This is a genomic window from Pseudoalteromonas sp. SR45-6, from assembly GCF_014163545.1.
Classification (GTDB): Bacteria; Pseudomonadota; Gammaproteobacteria; order Enterobacterales; family Alteromonadaceae; genus Pseudoalteromonas; species Pseudoalteromonas rhizosphaerae.
Map to the genome: position 1 here is coordinate 1 of NZ_JACJDM010000006.1, position 14524 is coordinate 14524.

Annotated in this window: 11 protein-coding genes and 1 pseudogene; 3 read left to right on the top strand and 9 right to left on the bottom strand. The window is 38.6% G+C overall.

Annotation, left to right across the window (positions count from 1 at the left end):
* The coding region (locus H5158_RS04400; RefSeq protein ID WP_220491227.1) for a transposase at positions 1–641 on the top strand (641 nt) is incomplete at its 5' end.
* A 129-nt stretch (positions 642–770) separates the two neighbouring features.
* Here the strand turns inward: H5158_RS04400 and H5158_RS04405 are convergent.
* From H5158_RS04405 to H5158_RS04430, 6 genes are all read right to left on the bottom strand, one after another.
* Complete coding sequence (locus H5158_RS04405; RefSeq protein ID WP_145234255.1) at positions 771–1331, bottom strand: LPP20 family lipoprotein; 561 nt, start codon at positions 1329–1331, stop codon at positions 771–773.
* On the bottom strand, positions 1321–2619 hold the full coding sequence (locus H5158_RS04410) for a transglycosylase SLT domain-containing protein (RefSeq protein WP_182739537.1): 1299 nt from the start codon (positions 2617–2619) through the stop codon (positions 1321–1323). The genes H5158_RS04405 and H5158_RS04410 overlap by 11 nt, the downstream gene beginning before the upstream one ends.
* A 9-nt stretch (positions 2620–2628) precedes the next feature.
* A complete protein-coding gene (locus tag H5158_RS04415) occupies positions 2629–3414 on the bottom strand; it encodes an ETEC_3214 domain-containing protein (RefSeq protein WP_182739538.1) in 786 nt (261 codons plus the stop codon).
* Between the two features lie 55 nt (positions 3415–3469).
* A complete protein-coding gene (locus tag H5158_RS04420) occupies positions 3470–4306 on the bottom strand; it encodes a TonB-dependent receptor (RefSeq protein ID WP_220491228.1) in 837 nt (278 codons plus the stop codon).
* A 54-nt stretch (positions 4307–4360) separates the two neighbouring features.
* Positions 4361–5428 (bottom strand): hypothetical protein, encoded by a 1068-nt coding sequence (locus H5158_RS04425; RefSeq protein ID WP_145234248.1) that lies wholly within the window; start codon positions 5426–5428, stop codon positions 4361–4363.
* A 273-nt stretch (positions 5429–5701) separates the two neighbouring features.
* Positions 5702–6055 (bottom strand): MarR family winged helix-turn-helix transcriptional regulator, encoded by a 354-nt coding sequence (locus H5158_RS04430; RefSeq protein WP_259398737.1) that lies wholly within the window; start codon positions 6053–6055, stop codon positions 5702–5704.
* Between H5158_RS04430 and H5158_RS04435 the strand changes: the two are divergent.
* Positions 6047–6232 (top strand): annotated as a pseudogene (locus H5158_RS04435) (hypothetical protein); the annotation flags it as partial. The gene H5158_RS04430 and the pseudogene H5158_RS04435 overlap by 9 nt on opposite strands.
* Positions 6233–6589: 357 nt before the next feature.
* On the top strand, positions 6590–9322 hold the full coding sequence (locus tag H5158_RS04440; protein WP_182739540.1) for a choice-of-anchor I family protein: 2733 nt from the start codon (positions 6590–6592) through the stop codon (positions 9320–9322).
* A gap of 305 nt (positions 9323–9627) precedes the next feature.
* Here the strand turns inward: H5158_RS04440 and H5158_RS04445 are convergent, their stop codons facing one another.
* The 3 genes from H5158_RS04445 to H5158_RS04455 all read right to left on the bottom strand — a co-directional run bounded on the left by H5158_RS04445 (position 9628) and on the right by H5158_RS04455 (position 14389).
* Positions 9628–10020: a GreA/GreB family elongation factor gene (locus H5158_RS04445; protein WP_182730903.1), complete on the bottom strand. Its 393-nt coding sequence runs from the start codon at positions 10018–10020 to the stop codon at positions 9628–9630.
* A gap of 230 nt (positions 10021–10250) precedes the next feature.
* On the bottom strand, positions 10251–13340 hold the full coding sequence (locus tag H5158_RS04450) for an efflux RND transporter permease subunit (RefSeq protein ID WP_182739541.1): 3090 nt from the start codon (positions 13338–13340) through the stop codon (positions 10251–10253).
* Positions 13340–14389 (bottom strand): efflux RND transporter periplasmic adaptor subunit, encoded by a 1050-nt coding sequence (locus H5158_RS04455; protein WP_182739542.1) that lies wholly within the window; start codon positions 14387–14389, stop codon positions 13340–13342. Before H5158_RS04455 ends, H5158_RS04450 begins: the two co-directional genes overlap by 1 nt.
* Positions 14390–14524: the final 135 nt, after the last annotated feature.

Below are 14524 nucleotides of genomic sequence, written 5' to 3' on the forward strand. Positions count from 1 at the left end.
GAGTTCGAGGTACGGCACACTTGAAAACGCAGGGCAGCGATGAGTTTGTTCCATGCCAGTCACTATTCAAGAGCAATCAACGTAAGAGCCAGTATCTTGGCGCGACCGAGTTGACCAAAAGTGCAAAATATCAAACGCATGCAGTGCTGGTTGGTAAGGGGCATAAGTTATTAAAAAGAGATAAAAAACGTGGTTATAATGAGCCTTGGCTACTCGTTTCTTCACTTCCAAAAAGGCACCACTTTCTCGAAAAAGTGCTCAAATTATATGGCATGAGAATGCAGATAGAAGCCGGATTTCGAGATCAAAAAAGTGTTAGGTTCGGCTTAGGCTCAGATCTGCACAGAACGAACAAACTCTACCGATTAGACATACTTTTACTGCTCGCAACACTGGTGCATTGGTTCTCAATGATGCTGGGTGCAGTGATAGACAAAGCAGGAAAGACAGGATCTTTTCAAGCTAACTCAAGCAAAAGCAGGCGAGTAGTGTCATGGGCATTTGTTGGGCTGCGATACTTCAAAAAACAGTCCATTAAACTGCACCGGCGAGATTATTTGGAAGGGCTAGCCTATTTCGTGCAAGTGGTAGTGAAACTCGATTGGAAAAATATGGATGTGAGTGATGCGATTGAAAATTAAAGATTATTTTTGGGGATCTCTTAGGAGTTTAATGGTGCTAGTGGGGGTTTGGTTAATACTAGGGTAATTTATTGTAGTTATTTAATTAATATAACAACCCTAACTTATATTAGGGCTGTTATAAAACGCTTATTTATCTAGCGCTTTAAGCTCATCAGTTGTTGTTTTTAATTTGAATTCACGGTAAAGCATATCTTCATCATTAGGGCTTAAATTCTTTCCTGACGTTTCGATTAATTTATCAAATAAAGGCTTAGTATTTTCCATAGTTACAAGCGCACATAACTGTTTCTTTCCATCTAAGCGAGCAAAACCAATTTCTTTAGCAATAGCCCCTACTAAGCTTTGCTCAGCTACCTGTTTACTTATTTGCGTAAATGATGAATTAGTCGTCGTTGAGTCTTGCTGTTGGGTTTGTTTGTTTATTAGTGTATCCATTACTTGCGCTTTAGCACTAATTTGAGTTACTAGATCGGCACGTGCATTGGCAATAGCTTGTGCTCTACTTGCAGCCATATTGCCCGTCCATACTACACAGCTAGATGAAGCCAAACCGCCCTCGGGTGCTGTAGGTTGTAAAACCCAGCTTGGAACAGAATCGTTTTCAGCAAGAGGTTGAGACTTTTGTGGTGTTGTACCACATGCTGTAATAACTCCAGCAACTGCCAATATTAAAAGTTTATTTCGCATGATTTACTTCCTTATTGTTAAGGTTCCATTGTTCTAAGTTTTTTTGATATTGAATATCTAATTTACTTACCTTTTGTAAGTACTTTTTTGTTTCGTCGTACGGTAAATTATCTATAAGTTGTGCGTATACACCTTCGCTATCTAATTGGTTTATTAAGGCTACCGCTTTATTTATATTCGTACTTCTATTTAAGTTAAATGCTTTAGCTACGTTACCAGCGCCAGTATTATAAGCTGCAATGGCACAATATCTTCGGCTTATGGGATTATTAATTTTGCGCAAATATCGAGTCGTTAAAATGTCTAAGTACCCAGCACCGTAAGTTATATTAGTTTTTGGGTCGAATAATTCTTTAGCTGTAGGAGCTATATCCTTTTTAAATTGTCTGCGAGCAACATCTAAGCCTGCTGAGTTTGGCACTATTTGCATTAATCCAAATGCTGGAATATGCGATTTTGCATTAGGATCAAATGACGACTCAGCATGTGAAATAGCTAATAGTAAAGATAATTGATCTTTAGAAAACTGGCTATAATAAGTAACAAAAGGCGCTACTTTTTTTTGTAAATAAGTATCGGGTAGAGCGAAAGTATGCGACTTAATGCGTTTGTAGGTAAGGTTTTGCTCTTTTGTTTTTTTTAGCGCATTATTTAAATTACTAATACGTTGTTCTTTTTCTTTGGTAAGCTGCTCTTTTTGGATATCAATTTGTGCTTTAGGTAATTGCTCGTTTTTATCTAAACTACTCAATGATTGCTCGTGTTGAGAAGTAATTTCATTAATTAATGCGACTTCGCTTTCATGTTTGTCTGGCTGTGCTTTTATATCAACTTTTGCTGTTTTTACTGCTTTATCGAGTAAGCTAGGGTCTTTAAAAATATCAGTTAAAACCGGCGATAATTTAACATTATTTAACAATTGATTTGTTGTTAATGCTTCTTCTTGAGAAGTCGCTTTTAGTCCTGTTTCATTTGAGCCTTCAAGTGTTTGTACAGTCACGGTCGAATTTTGTTCATCAATAATAATACGTGTTTTTTTATCCGCACTATATTCAACACGTTCTAATAATGAGCTTTGTACAGGTCTTGACCAGTTTTGCAATAATCTATCTCTAAATTTATCGTATTCCTCGAGATATGCTTGTCTGAATGCTTGATATTCCAACTGATGATCGTTTTTAAAAGTGGTTTGTTTTGCAAGTTGCTGTTTTTTAAATTCTTCGAACGTCGGCGTGGTAGCCCCGCTGTAAGCACTAAATAAAGCAAAAAATAATAAAGTGTGACGCATTTTTTATCCTTAAAAATAAGCGTTAAATTCATACGTTGTCAGTAATGAATCAGAGATGTATTCACTAGATAGCTCAGATACTGCATAAAATGTAGCCGCAGTGTTAGCAAGTATCTCGGTTGTTTTAGCTAAGGCTTTTTCGTCATCTTGAGTAAGCATTAACTCATCAAGTTTAAATAAAGCTTTTTGCGTTTCATCAAGTAATGGTGTGTAGTTACTAAAGCCAACGCTAAGGTTCAAAAACATACCTTGAGCATTTAACTGTTTTGACTGCATATAATATTTAATATTATGAGAATCAAAATAAAATTCGTTACTTGATTTTATAACATCGCTTAGACTATTAACTCTGAGCATTTTTTTATTAAAAGGTATTAAGGGTGTAAATTCCGGTACCATAGCTTTATCGTATTTTAAACTATGTACGGCGATGCCGACTATACGAGTATTTTTATTAATAAGTGTGAGTAAATATTTCGTATTTTTGTAATACCTATATTCGTAATCAGTATTCAAAGATGATGTTTTAATTACTTGCGGAATACCAATTTTTTTTTCAGCGTAAGGTAAGTAGTTGCCAATATCTAGCGCAGTAATCTTTTTTTCTTCGATTTGGTTCGTAAAGTGAGTAATGAATCCGTTGTACCCTTCAATTATGAGTGCTTTACTATCGGCCCAATTTCCAAGACCCATTAAAGTAACCATAAGTAAAATAAAGTAACCTTTCAATTTAGCTAACAAAGATTTATTTTCTTCAGTGTTAGCCTCAGGCTCTAAGTTATTTCCTACAGACATTTTCATCCTTAAAATATAGTTTATCAGTGTTAAAGATAACTGTTTAATATAATCGCTAATAAGAATTGATAGCAGTATTTTTTAACTTTACAATGCTATTTATTAAATTAGTTGTGCTGTCTTGATTGGCTAAATGAATTAACTCGGTTTTTGAGCGTTTAGAGTAGCTCAAACCTTTTCCTTCAAAACGTTGTTGCCAAATAGACTTTTTGCTTTGTGTATCTATTTGAAGTTTTAACTGTGTAATTACAAGTTTACTTTGTGCTTTTATTATCGAGTTTTTAACTAAATAGGTCACTTCGCAAGCCGAGTTTGTTAATTTATATCCATGCTGTAAAAGTTGCTCAGTGAGTAACTCTGTAAGTTGAGAGCTATTTTCGCCCGTTACTTTTAAGCAACTATTTTTTGCGCCTAGCATTGCTTGTTGTTGTTTTATTTTTTCTTGTTGGCCTTCTTCAAGATCGGCTTTACTAATTGAAATAGCTGCATATACAGTACAGTTAATAGGGTCTACATAACGATCATATACTTTTGCGCTTTTTAATAGCTGATTGGTTTGAGACTCAATCACCGATTTGTAATCAGAATGGCTTACTGTGCTTGATGAGGTGTTTTTAATTATTTCTTTCACTGAAATATCACTATTTAGTAATTTTGCGAGCTCTTCACGCGCATTTTTAGCTGACCGACGTTCATCAATTGTTTTTAAACCAGAGCATTGTGAAGAGCCTGAACTAGCTAATTTTTCATCATCAACAATATCTATTCCTACCCACTTAGGCTGGGCATTCTTTGCATAGTATGAGCTGCAACTACAATGTGATGCTGCATTAGTAAGGAAAGGACTTAGCGCTATTGCCGCTAATAGTAGTGAGGATGTTCTAGTATTCATAGTTTTACCAACAGCAATAAGGCCTAACACAAAAGTGGTAGGCCTTAACTTAAATTACAAACGGTTTGAAGTTGTTGCTAGAGTTAGCTTTGCGTTATCCGATTCACGCTCGACAAGTCGTGTTTGGCCTTCAATAACAAACTTAAGTTCGTCAACGTCTAATGTTAAGTTGCTCGCTTTTTCATAATATGCTTTTGCTAATTCTAAATCATTCGCTCTTTCTGCACACACACCATTGTTGTAGTTTATAGCCAGTGACTCTGAATACTGACTTTGAGCTTTTGCAAAGGTTTTGCAGGCGTGGTCAGGCATGTCTTTTTCTGCAAATTCAACAGCGAGGTCTAATAACTCTTCTGCTTTATCAGTTAAATCTGAATCATCAGATTCCATCAACTTTACATTTTTAGTCACTTGGTGTGGTGCAACATCTTGTTTTAATTCTTCTATTACAGCGGCAAGTGCTCTGCCTCGTAATACAGAGTCAGATGGATGAGGGTCGTCACCTTTACATACTTTACTACTTGATAGGCGTGAATATTGTTTAGTAAAAACAATTTGCCCTGTTTCTACAGATACAGCCTTAGGTTTAAAATTTACTTTCGCAATTTTTTCTGAGCACTTAATGGTTATTTCTCTAGACTTCTCACACTTGTACCATTTATCACCTTTTTGTATACATTCACTGTCTTTTTCGTAGTAAGTAGAGGTATCTACATCAGCAGTGTAGTCAGCAGTGATAAGTGTATCTGCGCCTGTAAGTTTACCTAGGCGGGTTCTGTTTTTTGAGTTACTGATATCACTTTCATTAAACCGTTGTTGTTCTATAATTTTACTAAGAGAAGCTTTATCAACAAAGGTAAAGTAAGGTTGGCCATTCACACGAATATTTGAAAGGTTTGTTTCAATTATACCTGTAGATGCGTTTCTGTTATTTGAAATAACTGCAAGACGCTTCATTTTCTCAGTGCCACTTTCTTTAGCCGCTTTTGTGTATGTAATAGGTAATTCAGCAGTTGTGAAAGAGTTATTTAAACTAGCAATACCTCCATTAATAGTTTCAGTAACTACACAGCCAGAGAGCATTACACTTGATACTAAAGCGATTTTTATTCCCTTTATCATACAATTATTCCTTTATTAAGTTAGTGTTCATTTTCACTTTTTAACACTTGTAACTAGATGGGTCAACCTTATAGCTAAAACTCTCATTAAAACGGTTCTTTTTTCTTATTTTAAAAAAGGTACAAGGGGGGAATACCTTTACAATTTAAAAAGATGCATGAATTTTATAACTATAATCGAATCCATCTTTACCTAATTTCATGTAAGAAAAACGACTAAAGTGGCTGTTATCATTCTTTAACTTATTGGATAAGTTTTTAAGTGGGGTGTACTTTATTTAATTGCATTTTCTACTGGGCAACCACGCTTTCTACATACACCTTCGTTACATAGTTTGCATATTTTACGGGCTTTTATCTGCTCGCTTGTTAGGCTGCTAAGCGCTAGTTCTATCAAGCTTAAAAAGCTTTGTTTTTGTTCATCATTAAAGCTATTTAGTATTTTAGAGGTGGCTGTTTCTCGGCTGTTTAGTACTCGTTTAACCCTTTGACTTCCTTTATCAGTTACGTATAAAACAACAGAGCGAGCATCCTTTACCGATTTACGCCTCTTTACAAGCTCTTCTTTTTCAAGCGTATTTATTAATCTAACCGCACCAGAGTGCGTTAAGCCTAAAACCTTGCTCATTTAGGTAAAGAAGCGCGTTTAGTGATGTTACCTTACGAAGCTCATGGTTATCGTGCTCGTAAGGGTTTACTGCATGTGCTTTGGGAGCAAGAGCAATGGCTGGATAAATACTTGTTAACTGACGAAGCTCCTGCAAACGATGCTCAAGCAAATACTGAACCTTCTGTATCAGAGTAAATTGAAAGCGCGGATTATGCTGCGCTTTTTATGCCAAAAAGTGCCCCTCACAATTTTAAGCATTTTATAAATTTTTTCTATTGCGCAGAGTTACAACCTGATATTCAGTACATCACTACAGCTATTAGTTAGAGAGCAACGGCAAGTAAATTCAACGTAGTTAGAGTTGGAAATTACTACCTGTACGTCTGAATTTTGGTTATTTAGAATGAGATGAATTATAAATTAAATCATTATCTTATAGTTTATTCTCGTTCGCAATGTCATCCCATTGACATGATAATTACATTTAGCTGTCAATATTACGCTTTAGGGTATCGTGATTAATTAAAACTAAAACGATACCAAGGAAATGTGATGAAATTGAAACCGATAGTAGGCAGCTTATTAATGCTAGGTCTATTAAGTGGCTGTGATCTAGCAGATGATGATAATGATTTAGAGCCTTTGCGTTACCAACTGATATTAAATATCACAGAGCAAAGTGCTGGAAACGTAGTAATAAGTCCAGAGCGTGCTGATTATGAGCAAGGTGCTATTGTTATGCTAAACGCTCAGGCTGCACAAGGATATAAATTTGTTTCATGGTCTGGCGATATTGGTAACGCAGACTATAGCGCGACTTCTTTAACTCTTACAATGAATAACCATAAAGAGGTTACTGCAACATTTAGCCAAATTACTGAGGCACCATCAGCAGGGCAAGTGGTGATCAACGAGGTGCGTTCAAATGAAGGCGGTTATGATTTTATTGAGTTGTTTAATAACTCTGAACAAGCATTTACCTTTAGTGACGCTAATTGGGCAGTAAATGATTTAAAAGGCTTTGAGATTGATAAAGAGCCGGGCATTAAAATTCCACAAGGTACAACCATCGCCGCAGGTGGGTTTTTAGTGATTGCCACAGATCAAACTAGCATTCCATTTGATGCACCAACAGATACTTTAGTTGCCACTGCTGGCGATACTGATTTTGGTTTAGGTAAAGGCGACACCGCATTACTGGTGCACAACAATCAAATTGTAGATAGCGCACATTGGAGTGATGGTAGCCATGTGTCTACATGGGGGCGTTTACCAGATGGTGGTAATTGGCACACTCAAGATGAAGCGCTCGCGCCAACGCCTGGTGCTGCCAATAAATTACCAGCGCCGGTTGATGGTGCAACTGCCGCTAATATTGTGATCAATGAAGTGGTTTCAAAAGGCCGTGATGACGCCGATTTTGATTTTGTTGAGCTGTACAACACATCTTCTGAACCATTTGTTTTTGCAGCTAATGAGTGGGAGTTAGTTGATTTAGACCGTGAAGCGAATAACCAAGCGGGTTTAACTATCCCTGCAGGTACAGAAATTCCTGGCCACGGCTTTATTGTATTATTGCCGAATTTAGTTACGGGTGCTCAGTTACCTAACGGTGCACCCGCAACGGCTATTTTAAATAATAATGAAGACTTTGGCTTAGGCAAAGGCGAAACCATTAAACTAAAATACCAAGGCCAAGTGCATCAACAAGTCAGTTATGGCGATTTCCATGTTAATAGTTATGGCCGTTTTCCTGATGGTATGGAATTTATTGAGCTTGTTGATGAGAATGCGCCACAACTTTATGCCAGCCCTGGACGTAAAAACTTCAAAACTCCTATGCATGTGGGTGCTGCAACTACATTAAATTTCACATCATTTAATGATCAAGAAGCGGCTCTTGAAAGCAAAGGCTTCCGAGTATTTGGTAAAGGTGCAGATTTAGCTGCAGACGTTGAGCCTGAGTATGTCGCCGTATCAGCTGATTCAAGCACTGCATGGGTGTCATTGCAAGAGAATAACGGCCTTGCAAAAATAGACTTAACCACGAAAACTATCACTGATATTTTTCCGCTGGGCTTTAAAGATTATGGTATGGCTGGCAATGAAATCGATGCCAGTGATAAAGATAATATGATCAAACTACAAACCCGCGCAAACGTAGTGGGTATGTATCAACCTGATGGCATCGCAACATTTACACAAGATGGCATAGATTACGTTTTAACTGCCAACGAGGGAGATATACGTGACTGGTTTAGCAACTTCGCTGAAGGTGAGAAAGTTGCAGATATCGTGCTTGATGAGTCGGTATTTACAGACGTAAGTATATTACAAAACAACGTCGAATTAGGGCGTTTATTAGTATCGCAATATGTTGATTCTGATACTGCAGCATCAAGTCATAATAAACTCTATAGTTTTGGTGCACGTTCATTCTCAATCTTCAATGGTGATACCGGTGAGCAGGTGTTTGATAGTGGTTCATCACTTGCCTTTGAAGCTAATAAAGCCGGCGTTTACCCAGATGGTCGCAGTGATGCGAAAGGCACTGAGCCTGAGAGTGTAACAACAGGTATGGTTGCCAATAAGCGCTATGCATTTATTGCTTTAGAGCGTGCTGATGCGGTTGCAGTATATGATATTAGTGATGTTAATGCCGTAAGTTTTGTGCAAATGCTCGTTACCCAAGGTGATGATGCGCCAGAAGGGGTGTTATTTATAACCGCTGATCAAAGCCCAACGTCAAAAGCGCAGCTGGTAGTTGCAAACGAAGACAGTGGTAATATCACCGTCTATAGTGAAAACAACGAAGGCAAGTTTGATTTTGCATCACGCTTGTTAATTGAAGGTGGTGAAGGCGCCGCAGAGATCACGGCTTATGATGCACAAACAAAACGTTTATTCGTAGTAAATAACGGCAGCTTGCTTAACGCTCCTCGTATTGAAGTGATTGATTTTGCTAACCCAAATAACATTGCAACACTTGGTGCAATTGATATTAGCTATTACGGTGCAGGTGTTAATTCTGTCGCAGTATCAAACGGAAAACTTGCCGCTGCGATCGAGTCAGGCGTGAAAACTGATACTGGCGTTGTTGCTATGTTTAACACGAGTAGTTATGAGCTTGAAATGATATCTGCGGTCGGAGCACTGCCAGATATGGTAACTTTCAGTCCCGATGGTAAATTAATCATCACCGCTGACGAAGGCGAACCGAGTGAAGACTATAACGTAGATCCGCTAGGCTCTGTATCAATTATTACCGTGCCAACAATACAGTAGCTAATTCAGTTTTATTTAAACTTCATCTATAACAAAGGTCTCTATTGAGGCCTTTGTTATTAATATATTTAAACGATAAAAGCCCGACATTTTTATAATGCCGAGCTTTGGACTTTATTAAGGTTTCCATGAAACGTTATATGTAAAGTGACAACTCTTTACTTTTCGGTTGTCTTTGTTTTCTCTTTACGTATTTTTCGCTTTTCTTTTAACGTCATTTTTGCTGGTTTTTTAGCTTTTTCTTTACTCATTATAAATAACTCCAATTAAATATATAAAAATTAATAAATAAAAATTGAAATGATTTACTCTATATAATTCTCCTTACTATTAATTGCTAATATTTGCCAAGAGTGAAAACATCCATATTCTTTACACTCAAAAATGTGACCTATTTTATGTCCTAAAAGATCAGTACCTATAGAAGAGTGTAATGACACAACATTATTACATAGCCCCTTTTCTGCAGCCGGAACTAAGCTTATACGGCGTTTATAACCCGTATCAGTATGCTGGATGACTACGGTACAGCCAATTTGTACATGTGGGCTAAACTTTGACCAAGGTCGTTGTGAATACTCTATTTTTTGCAACACATGCGCGAGTTTCAGCGGATGTAAAAATGCTGAACTTTGGCTTAAATAGTTTTTATACTTATAAAAAGCAGGGGTTTTGTACCCGAACAGAAAAGCAAACACGGACTAAATCTCCACGAAAACTGAACCGAACTTAAATTTAAAATAATACAGTGAGACTGCCGAGTGTAAGAGTTACACTCGGCTTAAATGTCGAAGGTGAGATTTGTTTTTTGTGGATGAGATATTAATATAAACATGATGTTCCTCTTATTTAAAGTAATCATACCTCATAAAAATATTATATCAATGGTGTTTTATAATTTAAAAATAAAGATATTAATTTAAATTTACTAGTGTGCGTTAATTCCATGTTTTTTTGTGCGTAGCGTGCGTTTTGATACTAAATAATATGCCACAGGAACAAAGTAAAATGACAACACAGTGGTTAATACAGTACCACCTGCGATAGCGACGGCAAACGGAGGCCAAAAACCTCCGCCGGCGAGTATGAGTGGTAAAAAGCCACCAACGGTGGTGATAGTCGTGGAGCTGATATGGCGTGAGCAAGTCATCACAGCGGCAACGATTTTGTTTTTATCAGTGAGGGCTTGCAGTGAATTTAACTCTGATAAAATGACAATGGCGGCATTTATGGCCAGTCCCATTAAGCCCAATAAACCAATGATCACAGTAAAACCAAACGGGTAGCCAGCAATAAATACACTGAGCAAGCCCAGCATTGCAGCTTGCAGGGCGTTTATTAAGATTAGCCCTGTGGTGGTAAATGAATTAAATGACATCACCAGTACGGTGATCAATAACACGACAATAATCCCCACTTGGCCAAGCAATTTACCAACCGCTTCGTTGCGTTTTTGCGACTCACCACCGAGCTCTAATCTGTAGCCATGGGGTAATACAAAGCCTGATTGTGCAATGGTGGCGGTCATTTCATTCAGTACGGTTTGCGGTAATACGCCAGTTGCTAAATAAGCTTCGATAATATTAACACGTTCACCGTCACGGCGAGCGATAGAGCCACGAGAAGGGCTCAGTGTTGCACTGGCAAATGATTCAACCACTAGCGGTTGTGCAGTATCTATTTGGTTTGAACTAGCTGGCGTATTTAACTGCGTACTAAATAGCGAGCTAATATCATCTCGGCGCTTATCTGCAACTCTAACACGTACGGGAACGGTTTCGGTATTATCAATAATACTGCCGACCACGACACCATTGAACTGGTTTTGTAGTTGTGTTGCCATATTACTTAGGCTTAATCCTGCATGAGTCAGCGCTGCTTCATCGGTGTTTAACCATAGTTTAGGCGAGCCCGACAATAAGGTTGGACGGGTGTGGGTTATATCGTTATGAGCAATGAGCTGCGTGCGTAATTGTTGGCCCAGTTCAGAGAGAGTATCTAGGCTTGGGCCATAAATACGCATTTCAATTGGTGCATTGAATGGTGGACCTTGCTCAAGCTTTCTGACTAAAGTTTGTGCGTTTGGAAATGCTTTATCAAGTTGTATTTGCAAGCTTTTTATTAACTCGTTGGCACGTTTAAAGTCGGTTACTTTTACCATCGCTTGCGCATAGTTATTGGCGCCGCGATTACGCTGGAGCATATTATAGTAAAAGCTTGGGAAATTAGTTCCGATCATCCAATCGAGCTTTTCAATGCCTTCAGATTGCCGAATTAGTTGATCCATTTTCTCTATGGCTTGTCGAGTTGATGTAATACTCACATGAGGGGCAAAATGCACTTCAATTTGAAACATATCGCGATCTGAGGGCGGGAAAAACTGCTCGGTGAGTTGTCCTGCCCCAAAAAAACCGGCAACAGGGAGTATAAAGACCAGTAGTAAAGTGAGTATTGGTTTTTCTAGGCTACGTTTTAACGTTGCTTCAAAGCGTTTACTGAGTTTAGGTGTGCGTATACCTTGATAAAAGATACCAGTACGCTGTTCGTTATTGATAAATTGCCCTGCAAATACCACCACTAAAGAGTGTGAAATCAGGTATGAACCAATTAAGGCAAAAATAACACTTAAGGCAATACCGCCAATAAACTCTCCTGCAGCACCTGGCATCAACACAATCGGTGCAAACGCTAAAATAGTTGTTAGAGTTGAGCCAAGCAGTGGAAGCCAAAAATGTGCCACGGCTTTTTCTACTGCGGCTAAAGCTGTTAGGCCTTGTTGGCGAAAGCGCTGAACAGCATCGGTGATGACAATGGCGTTATCAACCATAATGCCCAGGGCCACGACTAAACCGGTAACCGACATTTGATGAATAGGTAAGCCATAGAGCTGCATACTTACTAACGTAAACAATACGGTTAAAGGTAACGCGGTGCCGACAACTAGAGCAGCTTTAAAACCTAAAGTGATAAATAGTACCACTAGAATAAGCACAAACCCCACGGTAATATTGCTGAGTAAATCGGCTAAACGAGTTTGGGTATAACCGCGTTGATCAAAAATATCTTGGAGTAAAATTTGGCTTGGTAAGTCTTGGCTAAAGTTATCGATGGCGACATCAACACGCTTAGAAAAAGTATCGATACGCAAGTTTGGTAACATGCGGATCGCAATATAAATACCGGGTTTTCCATCAATTAATGCAATTTCGTTCACGGGGGTTTTTACTGAGCGAGTAATTTGGGCTACATCAGAGAGTTGATATTGCCCTGCATTTTGATTACTACTTAGTGGAATTGCGCCAATGCGAGCAATCGAGTCAAACGCACCGGTCACTTCAATTTGCATTTGCGATTTGTCATTTGTAAGGGTACCAGCGGCTACTTTTGCATCTGCACCTTGAATAGCTGCATGAATATGCGCTAAAGGAATACCAGCTAAACTGGCTTTTTGTTGATCAACCGCAACTAAAATTTCCTCATCAACTTGGCCAAAAAAATGCACCAACTCCACACCTGAAACATTACGTAATTGATTTTGCAGTTCTTTTGCATAGCGATTAACCGTTGCTAATGTGGTTATATCGTCATTGGCGTTAAGCGATAAGATACGAGTATAAGCATAGCCACGCTCGTCATCCAGTAGCGGTGATGAAGCATTTACTGGCAACTGGTTGTTGACATCACCTAATAAATCACGCATTCGCGACCAAATGGGTTTAACGTTCGTGACTTCGTCTTTTAGCTCAATGGTGATCACTGAGAGCCCAGGACGAGAAATCGACGATAAATGCTTTACTTCAGCTTGGGATTTTAGTTTTTGTTCGATTTTCTCACTTATTTGCACCTCAACTCGTTCAGCACTGGCGCCAGGTAAAGCAGTGGTTACGATAGCGATACGATTAGTTATTCGAGGATCTTCACTGCGCGCTAAGCCACTGATCGCAGCTAAACCACTAACGATAAGTAACGCCACTAAAAGCGCTTGGACACGCCCGTGATTAAATAAATAGCGGATCATCACAGCACCTTGGTTGGTTGATTTGCAACAACATTAACCGAAATGTTGGCCGACAGCTTATGCATGCCATTGGCAACAATTTGCGCACCATTGTGTAATGGGGCGCCAATAAACGCATAGCCATCATGGGCATAATAAAGCTGCACAATGATAGGTTTTAGTACCTTGTTTTTTATTTGATAAACCTGCCAAGTACCGCGCACACCATCGGCAAGGGCATCAAGAGGCACCCAAAAACCGCTTTGTTGCTGATATTGTTGCACTGTTAATTTTGCTAATTGGCCAGCATAAACAACTGCGCTAGTTGGCAAAGAAAAGCGCATTGTTAAGGTTTGTGTATGTGGGTCGATACTCGCTCCTTTACTGATAGATTGTGCAGTAAAGTTTTGTCCGGCAATCTCAATGTCCATGCTATTTTGGATGGTGCTTTGCAGTGTCAGTGGGATCCCCATGCTAACTTGCGCATGTTGGTTTTCGATTAAACGCACAATCGGTGTACTGGCTGCAACAATTTCACCTTGTGAGGCAAAGCGCTGGCCTAAAATACCGTTGAATGGCGCGGTTAAATGTGCCTTTTCAGTGCGGATACTGACTTCATTCAAGCTTGCTGCTATTGCGGCTAGTTCTGCGTTAAGTACAGCGATATTGGTTTTAACTTGGTCAAGTGCCGAGGTGGCAGAGTAGTTCTTTTTATCAAGTTCTGCTAAACGCTTTTTTTCAAGTTCAGCGAAGGTAAGTTGTGCTTGAATTCGTTGTTTTTGCGCCTGGAGTTTTTGTTCTTCGATAACTAAAAGCTGCGTATTTTGGCGTGCAATAATATCGCCTTGTTTTACTTGCTCGCCTTGATCAAAATAAATTTGTGCAATTTTTCCTGGAAATTCAAAACTCAACTTTGCATCGTTTTGTATGATCACTTTGCCACTAAGCGTACGTGTTTGATAATAGCCCGCCTCTTGTTGTACTGTGTAGGCAGCTACATGAACCAGACTTTCGCCGTAACATATAAATGGTGTGAATAAAATGAATGCACTAAGCAGATATTTTTTCATTATAATATCCTTATTTATCGCCATGTTAAATCAGCGTGGTTAGTCAGGTGCATTAAACACAGTTATGCTTTGTGCTAGACGCAGAATGATTTAGAATTGGACTCAAGAGTCTAATTTTGTATAAATATAAATCAA

Excerpts from the sequence above, each read along its gene's own strand:
- H5158_RS04405 (WP_145234255.1), bottom strand. The coding sequence starts at position 1,331 with ATGCGAAATAAACTTTTAATATTGGCAGTTGCTGGAGTTATTACAGCA.
- H5158_RS04410 (WP_182739537.1), bottom strand. The coding sequence starts at position 2,619 with ATGCGTCACACTTTATTATTTTTTGCTTTATTTAGTGCTTACAGCGGG.
- H5158_RS04415 (WP_182739538.1), bottom strand. The coding sequence starts at position 3,414 with ATGTCTGTAGGAAATAACTTAGAGCCTGAGGCTAACACTGAAGAAAAT.
- H5158_RS04420 (WP_220491228.1), bottom strand. The coding sequence starts at position 4,306 with ATGAATACTAGAACATCCTCACTACTATTAGCGGCAATAGCGCTAAGT.
- H5158_RS04425 (WP_145234248.1), bottom strand. The coding sequence starts at position 5,428 with ATGATAAAGGGAATAAAAATCGCTTTAGTATCAAGTGTAATGCTCTCT.
- H5158_RS04430 (WP_259398737.1), bottom strand. The coding sequence starts at position 6,055 with ATGAGCAAGGTTTTAGGCTTAACGCACTCTGGTGCGGTTAGATTAATA.
- H5158_RS04440 (WP_182739540.1), top strand. The coding sequence starts at position 6,590 with ATGAAATTGAAACCGATAGTAGGCAGCTTATTAATGCTAGGTCTATTA.
- H5158_RS04450 (WP_182739541.1), bottom strand. The coding sequence starts at position 13,340 with ATGATCCGCTATTTATTTAATCACGGGCGTGTCCAAGCGCTTTTAGTG.
- H5158_RS04455 (WP_182739542.1), bottom strand. The coding sequence starts at position 14,389 with ATGAAAAAATATCTGCTTAGTGCATTCATTTTATTCACACCATTTATA.